Annotated in this window: 19 protein-coding genes; 9 read left to right on the forward strand and 10 right to left on the reverse strand. The window is 71.8% G+C overall.

The genetic code is table 11. The features are described 5' to 3' along the window. Nucleotides 1-2: 2 nt before the first annotated feature. From GJ743_RS01590 to GJ743_RS01600, 3 genes are read left to right on the forward strand one after another with little or no spacing between them, the layout of a single operon-like run. Nucleotides 3-371 carry a DUF1048 domain-containing protein gene (locus GJ743_RS01590; protein ID WP_155050186.1) on the forward strand — a complete coding sequence of 123 codons (369 nt, stop codon included), beginning with the start codon at nt 3-5 and terminating at the stop codon, nt 369-371. Beyond that, the gene (locus GJ743_RS01595; protein WP_155050187.1) at nt 368-1,180 is read left to right on the forward strand and encodes an ABC transporter ATP-binding protein; all 813 of its coding nucleotides are present in this window, start codon (nt 368-370) and stop codon (nt 1,178-1,180) included. The genes GJ743_RS01590 and GJ743_RS01595 overlap by 4 nt, the downstream gene beginning before the upstream one ends. Continuing rightward, nucleotides 1,177-1,941 carry an ABC transporter permease gene (locus GJ743_RS01600; RefSeq protein WP_155050188.1) on the forward strand — a complete coding sequence of 255 codons (765 nt, stop codon included), beginning with the start codon at nt 1,177-1,179 and terminating at the stop codon, nt 1,939-1,941. Before GJ743_RS01595 ends, GJ743_RS01600 begins: the two co-directional genes overlap by 4 nt. A 187-nt stretch (nt 1,942-2,128) precedes the next feature. On the opposite strand, the gene GJ743_RS01605 is transcribed toward GJ743_RS01600, so the two are convergent. From GJ743_RS01605 to GJ743_RS01615, 3 genes are read right to left on the reverse strand one after another with little or no spacing between them, the layout of a single operon-like run. Beyond that, complete coding sequence (locus GJ743_RS01605) at nt 2,129-3,031, reverse strand: DUF6999 family protein (protein ID WP_328288681.1); 903 nt, start codon at nt 3,029-3,031, stop codon at nt 2,129-2,131. A gap of 1 nt (nt 3,032) precedes the next feature. After that, nucleotides 3,033-3,770, reverse strand: a complete 738-nt coding sequence (locus GJ743_RS01610; protein ID WP_155050189.1) for an iron-containing redox enzyme family protein — start codon at nt 3,768-3,770, stop codon at nt 3,033-3,035. After that, on the reverse strand, nt 3,767-4,909 hold the full coding sequence (locus GJ743_RS01615; protein WP_155050190.1) for a 3-oxoacyl-[acyl-carrier-protein] synthase III C-terminal domain-containing protein: 1,143 nt from the start codon (nt 4,907-4,909) through the stop codon (nt 3,767-3,769). The genes GJ743_RS01610 and GJ743_RS01615 overlap by 4 nt, the downstream gene beginning before the upstream one ends. A gap of 146 nt (nt 4,910-5,055) precedes the next feature. On the opposite strand from GJ743_RS01615, the gene GJ743_RS01620 reads away from it, so the two are divergent. From GJ743_RS01620 to GJ743_RS01635, 4 genes are all read left to right on the forward strand, one after another. Further along, nucleotides 5,056-6,078: an LLM class flavin-dependent oxidoreductase gene (locus GJ743_RS01620; RefSeq protein ID WP_328288682.1), complete on the forward strand. Its 1,023-nt coding sequence runs from the start codon at nt 5,056-5,058 to the stop codon at nt 6,076-6,078. A 122-nt stretch (nt 6,079-6,200) separates the two neighbouring features. After that, nucleotides 6,201-7,469 (forward strand): flavin-dependent oxidoreductase, encoded by a 1,269-nt coding sequence (locus GJ743_RS01625; RefSeq protein ID WP_328288683.1) that lies wholly within the window; start codon nt 6,201-6,203, stop codon nt 7,467-7,469. After that, nucleotides 7,466-7,993, forward strand: coding sequence for a MarR family winged helix-turn-helix transcriptional regulator (locus GJ743_RS01630; protein ID WP_155050191.1), 528 nt, complete (start codon nt 7,466-7,468; stop codon nt 7,991-7,993). The genes GJ743_RS01625 and GJ743_RS01630 overlap by 4 nt, the downstream gene beginning before the upstream one ends. Continuing rightward, nucleotides 7,990-8,463 carry a DUF3237 domain-containing protein gene (locus GJ743_RS01635; RefSeq protein ID WP_155050192.1) on the forward strand — a complete coding sequence of 158 codons (474 nt, stop codon included), beginning with the start codon at nt 7,990-7,992 and terminating at the stop codon, nt 8,461-8,463. Before GJ743_RS01630 ends, GJ743_RS01635 begins: the two co-directional genes overlap by 4 nt. A 63-nt stretch (nt 8,464-8,526) precedes the next feature. Here GJ743_RS01635 and GJ743_RS01640 read toward each other — a convergent pair whose 3' ends face one another. The 7 genes from GJ743_RS01640 to GJ743_RS01670 form a co-directional block, all read right to left on the reverse strand. Beyond that, nucleotides 8,527-9,957 (reverse strand): amidase family protein, encoded by a 1,431-nt coding sequence (locus tag GJ743_RS01640; protein ID WP_155050193.1) that lies wholly within the window; start codon nt 9,955-9,957, stop codon nt 8,527-8,529. Then, entirely contained in the window at nt 9,950-11,713 is a 1,764-nt protein-coding gene (gene nikE / locus GJ743_RS01645; protein ID WP_155050194.1) for a nickel ABC transporter ATP-binding protein NikE, read from the reverse strand. The genes GJ743_RS01640 and nikE overlap by 8 nt, the downstream gene beginning before the upstream one ends. Further along, nucleotides 11,710-12,573: an ABC transporter permease gene (locus GJ743_RS01650; RefSeq protein ID WP_155050195.1), complete on the reverse strand. Its 864-nt coding sequence runs from the start codon at nt 12,571-12,573 to the stop codon at nt 11,710-11,712. Before GJ743_RS01650 ends, nikE begins: the two co-directional genes overlap by 4 nt. Continuing rightward, entirely contained in the window at nt 12,570-13,529 is a 960-nt protein-coding gene (locus GJ743_RS01655; RefSeq protein WP_155050196.1) for an ABC transporter permease, read from the reverse strand. The genes GJ743_RS01650 and GJ743_RS01655 overlap by 4 nt, the downstream gene beginning before the upstream one ends. A 31-nt stretch (nt 13,530-13,560) precedes the next feature. Continuing rightward, nucleotides 13,561-15,201: an ABC transporter substrate-binding protein gene (locus tag GJ743_RS01660; RefSeq protein WP_155050197.1), complete on the reverse strand. Its 1,641-nt coding sequence runs from the start codon at nt 15,199-15,201 to the stop codon at nt 13,561-13,563. Between the two features lie 97 nt (nt 15,202-15,298). Beyond that, nucleotides 15,299-15,754 carry a DUF3237 domain-containing protein gene (locus GJ743_RS01665; protein WP_155050198.1) on the reverse strand — a complete coding sequence of 152 codons (456 nt, stop codon included), beginning with the start codon at nt 15,752-15,754 and terminating at the stop codon, nt 15,299-15,301. After that, nucleotides 15,751-17,445: a CocE/NonD family hydrolase gene (locus tag GJ743_RS01670; RefSeq protein WP_328288684.1), complete on the reverse strand. Its 1,695-nt coding sequence runs from the start codon at nt 17,443-17,445 to the stop codon at nt 15,751-15,753. Before GJ743_RS01670 ends, GJ743_RS01665 begins: the two co-directional genes overlap by 4 nt. A gap of 230 nt (nt 17,446-17,675) precedes the next feature. On the opposite strand from GJ743_RS01670, the gene GJ743_RS01675 reads away from it, so the two are divergent. Beyond that, entirely contained in the window at nt 17,676-18,293 is a 618-nt protein-coding gene (locus GJ743_RS01675; protein ID WP_196216871.1) for a TetR/AcrR family transcriptional regulator, read from the forward strand. A 306-nt stretch (nt 18,294-18,599) separates the two neighbouring features. Beyond that, on the forward strand, nt 18,600-20,081 hold the full coding sequence (locus GJ743_RS01680) for a PxKF domain-containing protein (protein WP_155050200.1): 1,482 nt from the start codon (nt 18,600-18,602) through the stop codon (nt 20,079-20,081). Nucleotides 20,082-20,129 lie beyond the last annotated feature (48 nt).

Consider the following 20,129-nt stretch of genomic DNA (forward strand, 5'->3'; position numbering starts at 1 on the left):
CCATGGCCGCGAAGTGGATCGAAGCGCTCACGGGCTCACTCGAGCAGAAGAAGCAGTACCGGCAGTACAAGGCGCGCGTCGCCGCGCTCCCCGAGCCCTACGCCGCCGCCGCGAAGGCATTCGAGCGGTACTTCATGGTCAACGGGGGCATCACCGACGGCGACACCCTCGTCACCATGCTCGGCGACTTCGCCGACCTCTGGGAGCGCGCGGCGGCCGACGAGACGCCCGTGAGCGACATCGTCGGCGACGACCCGGTCGCCTTCGCCGAGGCCTTCACCGAGGCCTACGTCGGCACGCGCTGGATCGACAAGGAGCGCGACCGCCTCACCAAGACCATCGAGGACCTCGAGGGGAAGGACGACCGATGACCACCGCAACCCAACCCGCCGCCCCGCGGCCGGGCGCACCGGCCGTACCGGCCGTCCGCGTGCAGGGCGTCGAGAAGTCGTTCAAAGACGTGCACGTGCTGAAGGGCGTCGACTTCGACGTCGAGAAGGGCAGCATCTTCGCCCTGCTCGGCTCGAACGGCGCCGGCAAGACGACGCTCGTGAACATCCTGTCGACGCTGTTGAAGGCGGATGGCGGGACCGCCACCGTGCAGGGGTTCGACGTCGCGGAGTCCCCCGGCGACGTGCGCCGCTCGATCAGCCTCACCGGGCAGTTCGCGGCGGTCGACGAGGTGCTCACCGGCCGCGAGAACCTCGTGCTCGTCGCGCGGCTCCGCCACCTGGAGGACCCGGGGCGCATCGCCGACGACCTTCTCGCCCGCTTCTCGTTGACCGACGCCGGCGACCGCCGGGCGGCGACGTACTCGGGCGGCATGCGCCGGCGCCTCGACATCGCGATGAGCCTGATCGGCGACCCGCCGGTCATCTTCCTCGACGAGCCGACGACCGGGCTCGACCCGCAGGCGCGCATCGAGGTGTGGCAGACCGTGAAGGCGCTCGCCGACGGCGGCACGACGGTGCTCCTCACCACCCAGTACCTCGACGAGGCCGAGCAGCTCGCCGACCGGATCGCGATCCTGCACGAGGGCGTGATCATCCGGAACGGCACGCTCGCCGAGCTCAAGCGCCTCCTCCCGGCGGCGAAGGTCGAGTACGTCGAGAAGCAGCCGAGCCTCGAAGAGGTCTTCCTCGCCCTGGTCGGCGAGAAGACCACGAAGGAGTCACGATGACCGCCCACGTCCTCAGCGACACCCGCGTCCTCACCGCGCGATCGCTGACCCACATCGTCCGCAGTCCCGACACGATCATCACGACCGCGGTCACGCCGATCGCGCTGATGCTGCTGTTCGTGTACGTGTTCGGCGGCGCCATCCAGACCGGCGGCACGGAGTCGTACATCGACTACATGCTCCCCGGCATCCTGCTCATCACGATCGCGTCGGGCGTCGCGTACACCGCGTACCGACTGTTCCTCGACCTGCAGGGCGGCATCTTCCAGCGCTTCCAGTCGATGCCGATCGCGAGGTCGAGCGTGCTCTGGGGGCACGTGCTCACCTCGCTCGTCGCCAACCTGGTGTCGGTCGCGATCGTCATCGGCGTCGCCCTCATCATGGGGTTCCGCACCGGGGCATCCGTCGGCGCGTGGCTCGCAGTGATCGGCATCCTGGTCCTGTTCACGCTCGCGCTGACCTGGATCGCCGTGATCGCGGGCCTCTCGGCGAAGACCGTCGACGGGGCGAGCGCATTCAGCTACCCGCTGATCTTCCTGCCGTTCATCAGTTCGGCGTTCGTGCCGACCGATTCGATGCCGGGGCCCGTCGCCTGGTTCGCCGAGAACCAGCCGGTCACCTCGATCGTCGACACCACGCGAGCGCTGTTCGCCGGCCAGCCCGTCGGCACCGACATCTGGGTCGCGCTCGCGTGGCTCGTCGGCATCATGGCCGTCGCGTTCGCGTTCGCGATGCGCATCTACCGGCGCAAGGCGGCGTAGGCGTCGCCCAGCTGAGTTCGCAGGAGAATCCGGTCGATGGGACCCACCCGGGGACCATCGACCGGATCTTCCTGCGTATTCGACCCGGGTGCCGGGCGCGAGCGCCGCGGCGAGACGGCGAGCGGATGACTCGGGGCGCGGGCCCCGAGGCATCCGTCGTCTGCTCGGCCGCCCGACCGGCGGGTCGTCAGTCGAACGCGGCCGCGGTGTCGCGCGGGTACGCGCCGCCGGCGAGCTTCACGAGCCGGGCGTGCGCGTACTCGCACACGAGCGCGTGCCGGTAGACCATGCGCGGCACGTCGACGTTGGAGTCCATCCAGAGGCTCATGCCCGCGAGCTTCCAGTGGCGGAACGTGTCGTCGTCGGTGACGAGCGCGAGGATCTCGAGGAACGAGTCGTCGAAGCGGATGGAGTGCACCGCGCGGCGGTACTCCTCGACCGTGAGCGCCATCGAGAACGGGACGTTCATGAAGCAGAGCGCGGTCTGGATGTCGAGCCGGAGCAGCCGGCGGCGACCGCGCTCGGCGTCGAGCGGCGGCACGTCGAGCTGCGAGAAGTCGAGCGTCTCTGGCTTCACGAGCGGTACGTCGTCGAGCGCGATGAGCACGTCGTAGACGTTGACGTCGTGCTCGACGACCGCCTGGTCGCCGAGTCCGGAGAGCGCCTCGGGCCGGAGCGTCACGGGCTCCATGTCGACCGGGGTGTTCCGGATGATGAAGTTCACGAGGTTCGTCTCGACGACGAAGTGCCGGATCAGCAGGTCGACGGCGTCGGGCGAGACGAACCGCCGGAGGAACCACACGCACAGGACGTCCATGGTGTGCAGCGGCATCCACCGGAACGGCAGCACGCGCTTCACGACCGAGATGAGCGCGACGAGCACGCGCGAGACGATCCGCGCGATCGGGTAGAGCCACCGCCGCGACAGCCGCCGCTGGTCGTTGATGATCTGCCGGACGAGCGCGCGGTCGAGCGGCACCGACGGGTCGGCGTAGACCGCCTGCCACATGCTCGGGTCGGAGCGGACGTATTCGGGGACCCGCGGCACCTGCACCTTCGGCACCTTCGGCAGGCTCGGCACCTTGGGCACGTCAGCGGTCCAGCTCTTCGAGCTGCAGCGCGTAGAGCCGCGCGACCACCTCGGCGCAGCGCACGATCTCGTCGGCGGCCGCGTCGTCGATGATGCCCGAGTCGAGGATCGCCTCGAGGTCGCCGGTGTGCGCGCCGTCGGCCTCCTGGTGGTACTGCATGAAGTGCACCTGGTTGTCGGCGAGCCCGAGCACCTCCTGGAACCGCGCGGCCCAGCCCGCTGCGCGCTTCGCGCCGAGGCCCTCGATGATGAACATCGCGCCGAGCAGCCCCACCGGGTTCGGACGATCGGCGTAGGTGAACATGTAGCCCGACAGCGCCTCGGAGCCGAGGTTCTTCCGGCCGGCGCGGAGCTCGTCGAGCGACCCGCCGATCGCGACGTAGTCGCGCTCGAGCATGAGGTAGTCGCGGTGCTCCTCCTCGGCGTGCTTGATCGCCGCCGCGCGCAGCGTGAAGTGGTCGATGTCGAAGTTGGATGCCGCGCGGCTGATCCACGGCGAGCCGTCGACGACCTGCTGGCGCAGGTTGAAGAGCAGCCGCCTGTAGTCGTCGATGGTCACGGTGCCCTCGTCGAGCGCGCGGAGGATCGGCACCCGGTCGAGGCGCTCCTCGAGCTCGATCCACACCTCGGCGAGCCGGTCGGAGAGCGCGGCGGGGCCGGCGGGCGAGGGCGCGCCCGAGGCATCCGTCATCGCGGTCTCGGCAGCGGCGGGTGCGGGCGTCGTCGTGTCGGTCGTCATGTCGAGGCTCCTTGCTGATCGGGTGGGGCGACCACGGTGAGGTGGGCGAAGGCGAACGAGAAGCGCCCCGATTCGGGGACGGCGAGCAGGATCGTCTCGCCGGGCGCGAACCGGCCGGTGCGCCACGCCTCCTCGAGGGCGATGAAGATGCTGGCGGCGCCCGTGTTGCCGCAGGTCTCGAGGTTCGAGAACCAGCGGTCGGTGTCGAGCGTCGGGATGCGCTTCCGGAGCCCGTCGAACGCGAGGTCGCGGAACGCGTTCGTGCTGTAGTGGCAGACCACGTGGTCGAGGTGGCTGACATCGACGAGGCCGATGTCGACGAGCTGCTCGAACTCGCGGAGTCCCGCGCCGGCGAGGTCGTCGAGCACGCTCACGTCCTGTCTCAAGACGAACATCCCGGATGCCTCGGCGTCGCCGATCCCGACGTCCTGCCAGGTGCGGCCGACCTCGGGTTCGAGCCCGTCCATGCCGGCACGCATGCACACGTCGTGCTCGTGGGCGAGCGAGACGTGCCGCACCCAGTCGACGCGGAGCGACGGCCGGGAGGGGTGCGGCTGGAACTCGACGACCACTGCCCCTGCGCCGTCGGAGAGCATCCAGCGGAGGAAGTGGGAGTCCATCCCGGCGCGGATGCCGTCGAACCGGCGCTGTCGGAGGCTGCGACTCGCGAGCTCGGACCCCACGACCGCGACGCGCGGGTGCTCGCCGAGCTTCACCTTGCTCACGGCCGCGTCGAGCGCCTGAAGGCTGGAGGCGCACACGCCCGACGCCGACAGCAGCTGCATCGGCCCGCCGCCGAGTCGGCCGTGCACCATCGACGCGAAGCCCGGCACGAGCACGTCGCCGATCGTCGTCGCGGTCGCGAGCATGCGCAGGTCGTCGGGGCGGATGCCGCGGTCGTCGAGTGCCGCGCGGAGCGCCTTGACGGCGAGCTCCTCGTTCAGCTCGGTCGGTTCGCCGTCGTCGTCGAGCGCGTAGTGCCGCTGCCGGATGCCGTTCTGCTCGAGGATCATGCCGCGGATGCGCGCGGTCACCGGGTCGTCGCCCCCGAGTCGCGCCACGATGCCGTCGTTGTCGACCGGATCGCCCGGAAGGTACCGGCCGAAGCCGGTGAGGTACGCAGACGCCGTCGTGCCCATGGGATGACAGTAGGGCACGGGGGTGTCATGGGCGTGGCACCCGTCCACGGGACATCCTGCACGATGCGAGCGGCGACTCGCACGCACGGTGCGCGATGATGTTCGGGGGCCCGCGACCGTGCCGGCGCCCGACCACGGAGGGCATCGTGAAGCGCATCGGATTCCTGTCGTTCGGACACTGGTCGAACTCGCCCGGCTCGCAGACGCGATCGGCGTCCGACGTGCTGCTGCAGTCGATCGACCTCGCGATCGCGGCCGAGGAAGTCGGTGCCGACGGCGCGTACTTCCGCGTGCATCACTACGCCAACCAGCTCGGCAGCCCGTTCCCGCTGCTCGCGGCGGCCGGAGCGAAGACGAGCCGGATCGAGCTCGGCACCGGCGTGATCGACATGCGCTACGAGAATCCCCTCTACATGGCGGAGGATGCCGGCGCGGCCGACCTCATCTCCGGCGGCCGGCTGCAGCTCGGCGTCTCGCGCGGGTCGCCCGAGCAGGTCATCGACGGCTACCGGTACTTCGGCTACGCCGCCCCTGAGGGTTCGACCATGGCCGACGTCGCGCGGAACAACACGACGGTGTTCCTGCAGGTGATCGACGGTGCGCGCTTTGCCGAGCCGAACCCGCGCCCGATGTTCCCGAACCCGCATCCCGGCCCGCTCGGCATCCAGCCGCAGTCGCCCGGGCTCCGCGACCGCATCTGGTGGGGCGCAGGGTCCGACGCGACCGCCGTGTGGGCGGCCGAGCAGGGCATGAACCTCATGAGCTCGACGCTCAAGGAGGACGAGTCGGGCGAGCCATTCCACGTGCAGCAGCGCAAGCAGATCGAGGCGTACCGCGCCGCCTGGGCGGAGGCCGGGCACGAACGAGAGCCGCGGGTCTCGGTGAGCCGGTCGATCTTCGCGATCGTGAACGACCTGGACCGCAGGTACTTCGTCGGCGGCGGCGACCGGTCCGACCAGTTCGGCGTGATCGACGACTTCCGCGCCGTCTTCGGCCGCAGCTACGCCGACGAACCCGACGCGCTCGTCGAGCAGCTGCGGGAGGACGAGGCGATCGCGGCCGCCGACACGCTGCTGCTCACGGTGCCGAACCAGCTGGGCGTCGACTACAACGCCCACGTGCTCGAGTCGATCCTGACCCACGTCGCACCCGCGCTCGGGTGGCGGTGAACGGGCTTCCCTGAGCACTGCCCCGCGACGACAGTCGATCCGAGGGCTGGACCGTTCGATAGTTCACATGCAAAACTACTTGCAGCGCGCCGACGTGGTCGCGCAGTCAGGAGCACAGCACCGTGAACGTCGTCATCGTCGGAGCCGGCATCGCCGGGCTCGCCACGGCCCTCAGCCTCGAGGCCGCCGGCATCCGCGACATCCGCATCTTCGAGCGCGCCCCCGAGATCCGCGGTCTCGGGGTCGGCATCAACCTGCTCCCGCACGCCGTGCGCGAGCTCACCGAGCTCGGCGTCGCCGACCGCATCGAGGCCCTCGGCGTCGGACCGTCACGGCTCGCGTACTACAACCGGCACGGTCAGCCGATCTGGTCCGAGCCGCGCGGGCTCGACGCGGGATACCGGTGGCCGCAGCTGTCGGTGCACCGCGGCCGCCTGCAGCTCGCCCTGGTCGACCTCGTGCGCGAGCGGCTCGGCGACGTGATCGAGACCGGCCACCGCCTGGTCGGCGTGTCCGAGGGTGCGGATGCCGCTACCGCGACCTTCGAGACGGCGTCAGGCGCCGTGGATGCCACGGGCGACATCGTGATCGGCGCCGACGGCATCCACTCGGCGCTGCGCGCCATCCGCTACCCCGCCGAGGGCGCACCGCCCTGGAGCGGCCTCACGCTGTGGCGGGGCACCGCGGTGATCCCCGGCTACCTCGACGGGCGGACCATGATCATGGCCGGCGACGGCGACCAGAAGTTCGTCGCCTACCCGCTGGGCGCGCCCGACGCGGACGGCCGGCAGCGCGTGAACTTCATCGCCGAACGCCGCGGCGAGGGCTCACCCGACGCCGACTGGAACCGCGCGGTCGACCCGGCGCCGATCGTCGAACTGTTCCGCGACTGGCGGTTCGACTGGCTCGACGTGCCCGCCGCGATCGCGGCCGCCGACGAGATCCTGGAGTACCCGATGGTCGACCGCGACGCCCTCCCGCAGTGGACCTTCGGCCGCACCACCCTCGTCGGCGACGCGGCCCACGCCATGTACCCGAACGGCTCCAACGGCGGATCGCAGGCGATCCTCGACGCGCGCACCCTCGCGTTCCACCTCGCGACCGCCCCGACCATCGCCGCAGCGCTCGACGCCTACGAGGCCGACCGGCGACCGGCCACCGCGAAGCTCCTCGAGATGACCCGGCAGACCGGCCCCGAACGGGTGATGCAGCTCGCGTACGAGCGCGCGCCCGAGGGCTTCGCCGACATCCACGACGTGATCCCCGCGGACGAACTGGCCGAGATCGCCGCCGCGTACAAGCGCGCTGCGGGCTTCCACCCCGACGTCCTCAACTCGCGGGCGTCGATGAGCGTCGAGGCTGCCGCCCGCGACGCGCAGGCGACGTCATGAGCTTCGACGCCGCCCGGCTCGCCGCCGTCATCTCCCCGCTCCGGCGCGCGCTCCTCGGTGCCGCACGCCGCCGCGAGGGACTGCCCGACCTGCCTGACGCGCAGATCGAGGTCATCCGCGCGCTCCCCCGCGGCGCGGTCGTGTCGCCGAGCGAACTCGCCGAGTCACTCGGCCTCGGCCGCCCGACCGTCAGCAACCTGCTGAACCGCATGGAACGCGACGGCCTCGTCGCCCGCACCCCGCGGGCCGGCGACGGACGCGGCGTCGACGTCGTGGCCTCGGCCCAGGCCCTCGACCTGTTCGTCCGCTTCGACCGGGCCTCGGCCGCGATCGTCGCGGACGCGGCATCCGCCCTGCCCGCCGACGACCTCGCCGCCCTCGACGCCGCACTGCCCGCGCTCGAGCGGCTGCGCGACATCCTGGTCGAGCTCCGGCACGGCGACGGCGACGCCGAGACCACGGCGACGGATGCCCCGAGCCCGGGCGACACGACGGCGGGCGAGGCGACGGGGGCGCGAGCATGACCGATCAACCCGCACCCCCCGTGCCCGCGCTCGCGGCGGCCTTCGACGTCGTCGTCCACGTCGGCGCCGTCGACGACTACGGCGCGACCCGCGCCGGCCACCGTCGCGTCATCTCGATCACCGGCGGGCGGGTCACCGGCTCGATCACCGGCGAGATCCTGCCCGGCGGCGCCGACTGGCAGCTCGTGCGACCCGACGGCACGCTCGAGATCGACGGACGCTACTCCGCGCGCACCGACACCGGCGACCTGCTCTACCTCCAGGTCGCCGGCGTGCGCTCCGGCGAACCGGCTGTGCTCGAATCGCTGCTCCGCGGCGACCCGGTCGACCCCTCGGCCTACTACTTCCGCACCGCCGTCACGATCGAGACCTCCGCCCCGCATCTCGCGCACCTGCAACGCTCCGTGTTCATCGCCTCGTGCATCCGCGACGCCGACACCGTCCGGTACACCGCCTACCGCGTGACCTGATCCCGGAAGCCCACGAGGCCCGCCCCCGAGATCGGGGACGGGCCTCTCGCGGTCGCCCGACCGTCAGTCGGCGGCGACGCGCTCGTGCACGTCGACCGGGGTGAGCGCGCCGAAGCGCGCCTCGACGTCGCGCGCGGCGGCCAGCGCGACATGATCGCGGTTGCGTCCGGCGATGAGCTGCACGCCGGTGGGGAGGCCGTCGTCGTCGAGCCCGGTCGGCACCGCGACCGACGGCAGACCGAGGAAGTTCACGGCGACGAGCAACCGGTGGTCGCGCCAGAGCTGCGTCGTCGCCGCCGGTCCGGACAGGTCGAAGCCGACCCGCGGCATCCGCCGCGCGGAGACCGGCCCGAGCACGATCGGGTACTCGACCTGGAAGGCCTCCCAGGCGGCCGCGACCTGCACGCGTCGGGCCCAGGCGCCCGCGTACTCCTCGACGGTCTCGAGCAGGTGCGTCTCGCTCGCGTTGTCGAGGAAGTAGCGAGTCGACCCCTCGCTGAGCGGCGCCGGCAGCCCGCCGGGCCGGAACGCCCCGACCATCTCGGTCGACGAGAGCTGTCGCCAGCTGGTCGCGGCCTCCTCGAGCAGCGGCGGCTCGGCGTCGACGAGCTCCCACCCGGCGTCGGCGAGCGCCTCGGCGGCACGATCCACGGCCGCCGAGACCTCGGGGTCGACGCCCCAGCCCAGGGGGTCGCGCACGACCGCCGCCCGGCGCGGCCCGTCGTACGACGTCGGGTGCGGGATCGTGATCGCCAGCGGGTCGCGGCCGTCGGCGCCGTGCATGAGCGAGAAGGCGAGGTCGAGGTCGTCGACCGAGCGCGCGATCGGGCCGTTCACGGCGAAGTGAGCGAGCGTCAGCGAGACGGGCTCGTCCGCTGCGGTCGGTGCGGGGATGCGTCCGGCCGAGGGACGTAGGGCGCAGACGCCCGCGGCGTAGGCCGGGAGCCGGAGCGAGCCTCCATAGTCGTTGCCGAGCCCGAGTGGCGCCATGCCGGTCGCCACCGCGACCGCGTCGCCGCCGCTCGAACCGCCGGCAACGCGATCGGCGTCCCACGGGTTCCGCGTGCGGCCGAAGAGGTCGTTGTCGGTGTCCCAGCGCAGCCCGAAGTCGGGCATGTTGCCGCGCGCGATCGGGATGGCGTCGGCGTCGAGCAGGCGCCGCACCATCGTCGCGTCGACGGGCGGCACGGCCTCGGCGAGGAACGTCCAGCCGTGCGTCGACGCCGACCAGGTGAGGTCGATGTTCTCCTTGACGGTGAACGGCACGGCCGCGAGCGCGCCGAGCTCCTCGCCCTCGGCACGGCGACGGTCGAGTTCGGCCGCGACTGCCCGCGCCCGCTCGTCGAAGACGATGGTCGCGGCGCCGACGGCGGGGTTCACCTCGGCGATCCGCGCGAGATGCGCGTCGATGATCCGGGCAGCGGTCACCTCTCCCGAGTGGAACAGGCGGGCGAGTTCGCGCGCGTCGCAGCGCCAGAGCGGTCTCTCATTCATGCAGGTCTCCTCGACGGATGGTACGCGTCGCGGCGGTCGCGACGGTGGGAAGCGGTGTCGTCCGGGCGGCGGCCAGGCGCCGACGCGGCACCCAGCCCTCACGCGGAATCGAGTCGAGGAGCGTCCGCGTGTACTCGGCCTGGGGCCGATCGAGCACCTCGGCGATCACGCCCTGCTCGACGACGGCGCCCGCGCGCATGACGACGACGTGGTCGCAGAGCCGCCGGACGGTCTCGAGGTCGTGCGAGATCATCAGCAGCGCGACCCCGGTCTCGCGGCGGATGCCGTCGAGCAGCGTCAGGATCTCGACCTGGGTCGTCACGTCGAGCGCCGAGACGGCCTCGTCGAGCACGAGGATCTCGGGCTCGGCGGCGAGCGCGCGGGCGATCGCGACGCGCTGCAGCTGGCCGCCCGAGAGCGCCCGCGGGCGCCGTTCGGCGAGCGCGACATCGAGGCGCGCCGTACCGAGCAGCGCGTCGACGCGTTCCCGCAGCTCCGCGCGCCGCAGCCCGGGTCGGTGCACGCCGATCGCCTCGGCGAGGGTCTGGCCGACGGTCCTCCGCCGGTCGAGCGACTGGTAGGGGTCCTGGAAGACCATCTGCGCGACCCGCGCGCGGCGCCGGCGCTCGGCCGCACCTCGCGCGGGCCGCGACCAGTCGTCGCCCATGACGGTGACGGTGCCGGCATCCGCCGTCTCGAGGCCGCAGACGATGCGCGCCGTCGTGGACTTGCCCGAGCCGCTCTCGCCGACGATGCCGAGCGCAGACCCCGCACGCAGCTCGAACCCGACGCCGTCGACGGCGGTGAACCGGTCGGTGCCGAAGCCTCGCTCCGAACGCACGGAGAACACCTTGCGCAGGTCCTTCACGGCGAGGACGGGCGCGGCCGCGCCGGTCGTCGAGTCCGCCCCGGCGCCGCGCTCCTCCTCGGGCAGCGCGGCCGCCATCAGGCGCTTCGTGTACGGCTCCGAGGCATCCGCCCGCATCGTCGACGCGCGCAGCGTCTCGATCACCCGACCGTGCTGCATCACGGCGACGCGGTCGCAGACGGCACCGGCGAGCGCGAGGTCGTGCGTGATGAAGAGCATCGCGAGGTCGCGGTTCCGCCGGAGGTCGGCGATGACGGCCATCACCTCCTCTTGCGTGGTGACGTCGAGCGCGGTCGTGATCTCGTCGGCGAGGAGGATCCGCGGATCCATGGCGAGGGTCGACGCGATCATCACGCGCTGGAGCAGGCCGCCCGACAGCTCGCCGGGCCGCTGGCGGAGGCGCCGGGACGGGTCGGGGATGCCGACCTCCGCGAGCAGGTCGGCGGCTCGCGCGGCAGCCGCGTCGGGCTTCGCACCGGCGACGGAGACGAGGGCCTCCGTCATGAAGTCGCCGATCGTCCGCAGCGGGTTCAGGTGCGCACGCGGCGACTGGAACACCATGCCGATCCGTCGAGCGCGGAGGTCCCGCAGTCGCGACGACGGGAGGGCGGCGAGGTCCTCGTCCTCGATGCGGATGGCGCCGCCGGTCGAGAAGCCCTCGGGGAGCAGCCCGGCCACCGCCCTGGCCGACAGGGTCTTGCCCGAGCCCGACTCGCCCACGAGGCCGACCGCCTCGCCGGGCGCGACCCGGATCGTGCAGTCGTGCACGAGCGTGCGCGCCTCGCCGTCGATCGCGGCGCGCACCGAGAGCCGGTCGAGTTCGAGCACGGGTGCGGTCACGGGGCCGTGGACGGATGCGGTCACGGGGCCGTGCACGGGTGCGGTCATCGGTCTCCTCCTTCGGCCCAGGCGGTCACGCGCGCGCCGAGGATGTTCACGGCGAGCACCGTGATCACGACGAACGCCGCGGGGATCACGGCCTGCTCGGGTGCGCCCGTCAGCAGCGCGGGCTGCCCGCTCGCGATCATCACGCCCCAGTCGGATGCCGGCGGCTGCGCGCCGAGGCCGAGGAAGGAGATCGCGGCGAGGTCGAGCATGGCGTACCCGAACCCGACGGTCGCCTGCGCGAAGAGCGCGGGGAGGAGGGCGGGCACGAGGTGGCGGAAGCAGATCGCGGCGCCGCCCACTCCCTGCACGCGGAGCGCCGCGACGTAGGGCTTGGCGAGCTCCTGCCGAGCGAGCGCGCGGATCAGCCGGGCGACGAGCGGCAGGTACGCGATCGAGAGCGCGACCGCCGGTGCCAGGAGCCCCTTGCCGAACATCGCCACCGCGAGCACCGCGAGGACGAGCCCGGGGATCGCGAACAGCACTTCGATGAGGCGGGACGAGACCGCGTCGACGGCGCCGCCGAACCAGGCTGCGCCGATCGCGATCGCGGCGCCGAGCACGCTCGAGATCGTCACGACGACGATCGGGCCGAGGACGCTCGGCCCTGCCCCGACGAGGACCCGGGAGAGGATGTCGCGCCCGAGGTCGTCGGTCCCGAACGGGTGGGCGAGCGTCGGCGGACCGGAGATCGGCCCGACGTAGAGCGCATCCGGGTCGTAGGGCGCGAGCACCGGGCCGAACACGGCCATGACCGCGATGCCGAGCATCACGATCGACGCGGCGACGACGAGCGGATCGCGCCTCGCCGCGCGGCGGAGCGCGGTGGACACGCGTCCGCCGGCGAGTTGGGCGACGCTCATGCGGTCCTCCTGGGCTTGACGCTGTCGGGGTCGATGATCGCGATCGCGACGTCGGCGAGCGCGTTGAGCACCACGAACACCACGACGAGCAGCAGCGAGATGACCTGCACGACGGGCACGTCCTTGCGTGCGGCGGCCTCGGTGAGCAGCGAGCCGAGTCCGCCGATGCCGAACGCCTGCTCGGCGATGGCCGACACGGCGAACAGGCCCGCGACGGTCGCGCCGGAGACCGCGAGGATCTGCGGCGACGCGTTGAGGAAGACGTGGCGCCGGAAGATCCGTGCGCGCGGGATGCCGCGGACGCGCGCCGTCTCGACGTGCTCCGAGTGCAGCTGGCCGACGACCGCGCCGCGCGTGATCCGGCTGAGGTACGCGATGTAGAGCACCGCGAGCGAGATCGCCGGCAGCGTGAGGTGGTACAGCTCGTCGAGAAATCCCTCGCCCGCGCCGTACACGGGGAACCAGCCGAGTACCCGCGCGAAGATCCAGATGAGGAGGATCGCCACGACGAAGGTCGGGAGCGCCATGCCGATCGACGTGGCGATGAGCACCGCCCGGTCGGCGATCCTCCCGCGCGTCGCCGCGACGATGCCCGAGCCGACGCCGAAGACCGCGATGAGCACGACCGCATAGGCGACGAGGAGCACCGTGATCCCGACGCGCGGGGCGATCAGGTCGACGACATCGGTCCGGTAGACGTACGAGGTGCCGAGGTCGCCCGTGAACACGCCGCCCGCCCAGTGCAGGTACTGCAGCCACACGGGGTCGTCGAGGTGGTGCTCGGCCCGGATCGCCGCGATCATCTCGGGCGTCGGCCGCGTCCCGCCGGCGAACGCCGAGACCGGGTCGCCGGGCGTGAGCAGCACCGCGCAGAAGATGACGACGCTGGACAGGAACAGGGTGAGCGTCAGGCTCCCCAGCTGCCTGGCGAGTTGCACCAGCACACGTGGATTCATGTCTGCCCCCGTCCCGTCCAGCGTCGTCGCATCACTCGGCCCCGAGGTGGAGCGCCCAGGGGCTGCTGTACGCCGCGACCGAGGTCGTGGCGCCGGTGAGCCCGTCGTTCAGGAACGTGAGGTGGTACGCGCCGGCCAGTGTCACCTGCAGCTGGTCGGGCGCGAAGACCTCCTGCGCGGCGATGAACGCATCGGCGGATGCCGCGGGGTCGAGCGTCGTGCGCGCGACCTGGAGCTCGCCGGTCACCGCCTCGTTCGAGTACTCGCTCCAGTTGAAGAATCCGCCGAGATCGGGCGGCAGCAGGAACTGCTGCGCGTAGCCCAGCACGCCCGGGCTGTCGAGGTAGCCCGCGGTCGCCACGAAGTCGATGTCCTCGCGCGCCGCCGGGTCGAAGAAGATCTCCGTGAAGTCCGCGGGCTGGCGCTCGTCGATCTCGACGGTGAGCCCGAGCTGCGCGCCGGCGGCCTGGATGATCGCGGCGGTCTGCGCGAGTTCCTTCGCTCCGGCGGGGATCGCCACCACGAGCGGCACGGAGAGGTCCTCGCCCGACCCGTCCACGAGCGCCTTCGCGGCCTCGACGTCGAACTCGATGTCCGGCAGCGCCGCGTAGGCGTCGGTGTACTGGTCGGCGGCGTCCATCCCGCCCCAGGCGAATGGCGGCGTGAACGTCTTCTGCGGCGCGCCGAGTCCGCTGAGCACGGTCTGCACGTACTGCTCGCGGTCGATCGCGAGGCTCAGCGCCTGGCGGATGTCGGGGTTCGCGCCGGCGCCGGTCGACTTCGTGGGTCCGAACGAGAAGGACGCGGTCGACGGTCCGAGCACGAGCCGGCCCTCGTCGGACGCCTCGAACACCGAACGGCTCCCCGGCGCGACGTTGAACGCGCCGTCGATCTCGCCCTCGAGCAGGGCGGTCGTGAGCGTCGTGCCGTCGGGCACGAAGACGTAGCGCAGCGTCTCGGTCAGCGGCGCCCCACCCCAGTACTCGGCGTTCGCGGTGGTGACGATCTCGGTGCCGGGCGTCCAGTCGGCCAGTTCGTAGGGGCCGGTGCACAGGATGCCGCCGCTCGCCGTGCCGAACGCGCCGCCGGCCTGCTGGGCCTGGGCGGCGTTCACGACGGCGCCGGCCGCGCTCGAGAGCGCGTCGCGGAACGTGGAGTCGGGCGCCGTGAACGTGACCGTGACCTGGTGGTCGCCGGTCTGCTCGATCGTGTCGACGAGCACGAAGGCGGGGAACCAGGGCGAGGACTCGACGCGGTTGCGCTCCATGCTGAACACGACGTCGGCCGGTGTCAGCGGCGTGCCGTCCCAGAACGTCACGCCCTCGCGCAGGTCGATGACGAAGGTCGTCGGGTCGACCCACTCGGCGCTCGTGGCGAGTCCGGGCTCGACGGTGAAGTCGGGCTGGAGCTGCAGCAGGCTCTCGCACAGGTTCGGGATGACGAAGCTGTACTCGGCGGCGGGGTCGAGCGTGCGCGGCTCGCCTTCGACCAGTCCCCAGGTGACTTCGCCGACCTCGGTCGTGGCCTCGGGCAGCGCGGCGACGAGCGACGACTCGTCGACGGGCGCGGCGGACGTCGGGGCGGGTTCGGCGTCGCGGGGGGTGCAGCCGCTGAGCAGCAGGAGCACGGTCCCGGCCGCGAGCGCAGCGGTGGTGATGCCGGTGGTTCTCATGGCGTTCCTCTCGGGGGTCGGATGGTGCGGGGCGGGCGGTGCAGGGTGCCGGGTCGGGTGGTGCAGGGCTGGGGTGCGGTTCGAGGTCGTCCGGGGCTCAGCGCACGACGAAGACGCGCACGCACACCTGGCCGTCCTCGTCGCGCGCGAGCCCGACGAACTGGTGCTCGGCGAGCCAACGGTGAGCCGGGGCATCCGTCTGGAAGACCGGCGCGGTGCGGAAGTAGTACTCCTCCTCGGGCACGTTCTCGCCCGCGACGAGCCGGGCGACGACCTCCTCGGAGGCGCGGAAGTACCCGCGGTTGAGGATGTCGATGACCGCGCCGTCGTCGGCGCGCAGCAGGTAGCGCGCCTCGAGCTGCGAGGTGCGGCTCCGCTCGACGGCCCAGTCGCCGCCGTACGGCAGGACGGTGCCGGCGAGCATCGGTCCGGCGACGGTGCCGCCGGTGATGGGCGTGAATGTCAGGTCCTCGTCGGCGCTGCGGCCGATTGGAAGCCATCGATCCACGTCGACGCGGATCTCGAACGCGAACTCGAGCTCGGGCTGCTTCATGCTGATGCTCCTTCGGAGGTGGGGGCGATGGTCAGGTCGAGTCGGAAGGGATGGCTCCCGCCGAGCAGGAGGCGCTGGCGGTTCGGTACGGTCCCTCGGGCGCCCCAGGGCTCCTCGCCGGTGCCGGGCTGGGCGATGAACTCGGGCGAGTCGCTGCTCGACACGTGCACGCGCAGCCGGTGGCCCGCACGCAGCCGGTAGCCGAGCTGACCGAGGTCGATGTCGACGTCGGCGGGGGTCGTGGCATCCGTCACCTCGACCTGGCCGCGGGCGATGCGCAGCGCCGTGCCGTCGGGCGCGACGTCGAGGAGCCGGACGAACAGGTCCATCACCGGGCCGTCGGACGCCACGCGCGCGGCGACGCGCACCGGCCCGGTGAGGTCGAGGTCGTCGGTCGCGAGCTCGGAGTCGAACACCAGGACGTCGTCGCGGGCGCCGATGGGCGCCTCGTCGGGTCGGTGCAGGAGGAAGGCGAACGCGTTCGGGACGCTCGAGGGGACGGGGTCGGCCGGGTCGTGCGTCCACTCGACGGCCGTCTCGGTCGTCGGCGCATCGAGGTCGAGCCGCCCGCGACGGCCGTCACCCGTGCCAGGGGCGGCGAACCAGGACCGGGTGCGGGCGGCGGGCGGCGGCCAGGCGGCATCCGCTCGCATGCCCTCGGTGCCGGCGAGGTTCCAGCTCACGCGCGGGATGTCGCCCGCCGACCCGTTGCCGCGCACGAACACCTCGAAGAATTCGATCGCCGGCTCGAGCATGCGCGGGAGCTCGGCGCGGAGCTGGTCGTCGGTGCGCTCCTCGACGCGGACCTCGTCGGCGTCGTCGAGGTAGTACGCCTCGTGGTCCATCGACTCGATGCGCAGGAAGTGGTTGAGCGCCCACGCCGGACGCTGCTCGATGTCGGCGACGTCCGCCCACGACAGCGGTGCGCAGTTGTCCCACCATCCGATCGTGTGCAACGTCGGCACCGGGCGGGCGTCGAACGGGCTCGCCGCCGGAAAGCGCGGCAGGTGGACCGCGCGCGGGTACCACTGGTCGTATGAGATCGACCGGGAGCCGAGCTCGTCGAGGACGCGCTCGACCTGCGCGCTGTACGGGCGCTCGGTGGGATCGAGCTCCCAGAAGTAGGCGTCGCGCGAGTGGAAGTAGGTGACCGGGTAGAGGTAGGTGATCGCCCACTCGACCGGCCGAGCGCGCTCGCCAGGCCGAGGCCGAACGGGCTCGCCGAGCTGCGTGCCGGTCACGCGCGGCGCGATCGCCTTCAGGGCCGGATGCTGCGACGCGACGGCGGCCCACTGCGTGTAGCCGTAGTAGCTGTCGCCCCACATCGCCACGCGCCCGTTCGACCACGGCTGGTGCGTGATCCACTCGATGGTGTCGTACCCGTCGTCGACCTCGTTGACGAAGAGCAGCGCCTCGCCTTCGGAGCGGAACTTGCCGCGGACGTCCTGGGCGACCACGCGGTACCCGCGCGTCGTGAAGTACTCGGCGATGAGCGGGATGAACGTGTACTCGCCGCTCTTGTCGTAGGGCAGTCGGATGAGGATCGTGTCGCTCGGGCCCGTCTCCGGGGCGTCGGGCGCCCCCGGCAGGTAGACGTCGGTCGCGAGCCGCACGCCGTCGCGCATGCGCACGCCGACCTCGGTGGCGAGCGGACTGGCGGGTGCCGGTCCGACGTGGACGATCTCGGGCACGGATACCTCCTCGAGTGGGTGCCCCGGGTTCGGGGTGGACGCCACGCTAGGTCGAAACCACGTTGTTAGTCAAGGCCGACTAGACAATAAACTCCGAAATGTGGGACGATCGGCTCGACGCCGGAGATCCGAGCCGGACGTGCGCGTCGGCTATCGTGCGAGACGACGAGCCGGTGCGAGCCGGCGCGCCCGACCGGTGTCTTCAGGCCGCGGGCAGGAGGGAGACGAGGATGGCGCGACCTTCCGTCGCCGATGAGCGGAGACGCCAGATCGTGGCGGCGACCATCCGCACGATCGGCGAGCACGGCATCGCGGGCGCGAGCCTCGACCGCATCGCGACCGAGGTCGGCATGTCGCGCGGCCACGTGCGCCATTTCGTCGGCAATCGCGAGGAGCTCCTCCGCGAGAGCGCGCGTCGCTTCTTCTACGACGGCACCGACGGCGAGTCCGTCCTCCCGGCCGACGTCGACACCGTGGCATCCGCCGTCGACTTCCTCTTCAGCGAATCGTTCGCAGCCGCCGGCACCGAGAACGCCGTCGTCATCGGCCTGGTCGAGGCGGCACGCACCGACACCGTGATCGCCGAGGTCCTGACCACCGCGTACGAGGGCACGCATCGGCGGATCGCCGCGATGCTCGCCGCCGAGCACCCGGATGCCGACCCGGGCCTCCGCCGCACCGTCGCCTACGGCATCGTGGCGAGCGCGCTGCACAACGTCTTCCTGAACGACATCGCGTCGGTGTCGACGGTCGATCCGGATGCCCGACGTTCGGCCGAGCTGCTCATCGCGAGCCTCGGGCCGTACGTGGGCGAGGTCGGCGGCCCGGACGAGCGCGAGACCCGATGATCAAGAGGGCCCGGTCGGGATCGTGTCGGATCCCGAGTCGGTCGCGATCGCGGTCGAGTTGACCGTCGAGCGCGTGCTCGGGTCGACCGGCATGCGTTCCGACGCCGGCTGACCGGCGCCCATCCGCCCGCCACGCTGCCGCAGGTACCCCCCGTTCGAGTCAATGTTCAGGGATCTGAACGCGCGACGGGTTCTGCCTCGTTCCGACCGTGCATAGCGTCGATGCGACGGCCGTCCCGAGGGGGGACGGGCCGGACGGACTCGAAAGTGGAACGACACATGAAACGAAGCATCAGACGCGCGGGCATGGCTTCGGCCACCGCGCTCCTCACGGCCGCGGCGGTCTTCGGCAGCGCGCTGGTGGCGCACGCCGACAACATCCAGGACACGATCAGCACCACCTCGGGCGATCCGTTGGTCCTCCAGGCCGGGAGCGCGACGACCGCGAGCGCGGGCATCCGGCTCATCGGGAACAACGCCCAGGGCGATCCGGATGACCTCTGCAACATCGACGCCGGTGAGAGTCCGCTCGTGCTCGACGTCATCACACCGACCGGCATCACGGCGAATCCCGACCCCGTGACGATCCTCGACTGCGGCGTGACGGTCCCCGTCACCTTCTCGGCGGGTGCCAACGCGGTGAGCGGCAACGTCACGGTGGCCATCGTGTCGGGTCCGGCGGGTGGCGGACGCTACAACAACCAGGTGAACATCCCGATCATCGTCACCCAGCCCCAGCCCACGAACACCAAGCCGACCGTCTCGGTGCAGGGCGTCTCGACCCAGGCCTACGAGATCGGCTCGGAGCCGACGCCGATGTGCGCCGTCACCGACGCCGAGGACGGCCCGAGCTCGTTCCCGGCCGAGATCAGCGGCACGCTCTCGTACGGCCTCGGCACACTGACCGCCACGTGCGACTACACCGACCAGGGCGGACTCGCGGCCGACACCGCGACGGTGACCTACTCCATCGTCGACACCGGCGACCCGACGATCGGCTACACGCTCGACCCCGCTGCCGCCAACGCCGCCGGCTGGTACAAGACGGAGGTCGACGTGACGTTCGACTGCGCGGACCTCGGCGGCTCCGGCATCCAGTCGTGCGGCCCGAACGCGACCCTCGGCGAGGGAGCGGACCAGTCAGTCGTCGGCACGGCCGTCGACCGGGCCGGGAACACGGCCACCGCGACGGTGTCGGGCATCAAGATCGACCTGACGAAGCCGACGGTCGGGTTCGCCGCGGGATTCGGAACGTCCCACTCGTTCGGTGAGGTGCCCGCCGCACCGGCCTGCGACGCCTCCGACGCGCTGTCCGGGCTCGCCTCGTGCACCGTCACGGGCTACGGCACCACGGTCGGGCAGCACACGCTGCTCGCGACCGCGACCGACCTCGCGGGCAACGTCGCGACGGCGGAGCTGACCTACACGGTGCTGGCCTGGAACCTCGGCGGCTTCTACAGCCCAGTCGACATGGGCCGCACCTGGAACACGGTGAAGGGCGGCAGCACGGTGCCGCTGAAGTTCGAGGTGTTCTCGGGCTCCGGCGAGCTCACCGCGACATCCGTCGTCGACCGCTTCACCGCCACGCCGACGACCTGCCCGGGCGCCGACGCACCGATGGACGCGATCGAGTTCACGACCACCGGCGGCACGGCGCTGCGCTACGACGCCACGGCGGGTCAGTTCATCCAGAACTGGGCGACCCCGAAGAAGCCGGGCGCCTGCTACACGGTCACGATGACGACCGACGACGGTTCGAGCATCAGCGCGGGCTTCATCCTGAAGTAGGCGCGATCGACCCCTCCCCCGGGACCGAGGGGGTCGCGAGCATCGCTC

It is taken from the genome of Agromyces bracchium, assembly GCF_009709675.1.
Classification (GTDB): Bacteria; Actinomycetota; Actinomycetes; order Actinomycetales; family Microbacteriaceae; genus Agromyces; species Agromyces bracchium.

Coding starts and splice junctions, on each gene's coding strand:
- GJ743_RS01610 (WP_155050189.1), bottom strand. CDS start 3,770: ATGACGACCGACACGACGACGCCCGCACCCGCCGCTGCCGAGACCGCG.
- GJ743_RS01655 (WP_155050196.1), bottom strand. CDS start 13,529: ATGAATCCACGTGTGCTGGTGCAACTCGCCAGGCAGCTGGGGAGCCTG.
- GJ743_RS01590 (WP_155050186.1), top strand. CDS start 3: ATGGCCGCGAAGTGGATCGAAGCGCTCACGGGCTCACTCGAGCAGAAG.
- GJ743_RS01675 (WP_196216871.1), top strand. CDS start 17,676: ATGGCGCGACCTTCCGTCGCCGATGAGCGGAGACGCCAGATCGTGGCG.
- GJ743_RS01660 (WP_155050197.1), bottom strand. CDS start 15,201: ATGAGAACCACCGGCATCACCACCGCTGCGCTCGCGGCCGGGACCGTG.
- GJ743_RS01635 (WP_155050192.1), top strand. CDS start 7,990: ATGACCGATCAACCCGCACCCCCCGTGCCCGCGCTCGCGGCGGCCTTC.
- GJ743_RS01640 (WP_155050193.1), bottom strand. CDS start 9,957: ATGAATGAGAGACCGCTCTGGCGCTGCGACGCGCGCGAACTCGCCCGC.
- GJ743_RS01600 (WP_155050188.1), top strand. CDS start 1,177: ATGACCGCCCACGTCCTCAGCGACACCCGCGTCCTCACCGCGCGATCG.
- GJ743_RS01595 (WP_155050187.1), top strand. CDS start 368: ATGACCACCGCAACCCAACCCGCCGCCCCGCGGCCGGGCGCACCGGCC.
- GJ743_RS01680 (WP_155050200.1), top strand. CDS start 18,600: ATGGCTTCGGCCACCGCGCTCCTCACGGCCGCGGCGGTCTTCGGCAGC.
- GJ743_RS01650 (WP_155050195.1), bottom strand. CDS start 12,573: ATGAGCGTCGCCCAACTCGCCGGCGGACGCGTGTCCACCGCGCTCCGC.
- nikE (WP_155050194.1), bottom strand. CDS start 11,713: ATGACCGCACCCGTGCACGGCCCCGTGACCGCATCCGTCCACGGCCCC.
- GJ743_RS01615 (WP_155050190.1), bottom strand. CDS start 4,909: ATGGGCACGACGGCGTCTGCGTACCTCACCGGCTTCGGCCGGTACCTT.
- GJ743_RS01630 (WP_155050191.1), top strand. CDS start 7,466: ATGAGCTTCGACGCCGCCCGGCTCGCCGCCGTCATCTCCCCGCTCCGG.
- GJ743_RS01665 (WP_155050198.1), bottom strand. CDS start 15,754: ATGAAGCAGCCCGAGCTCGAGTTCGCGTTCGAGATCCGCGTCGACGTG.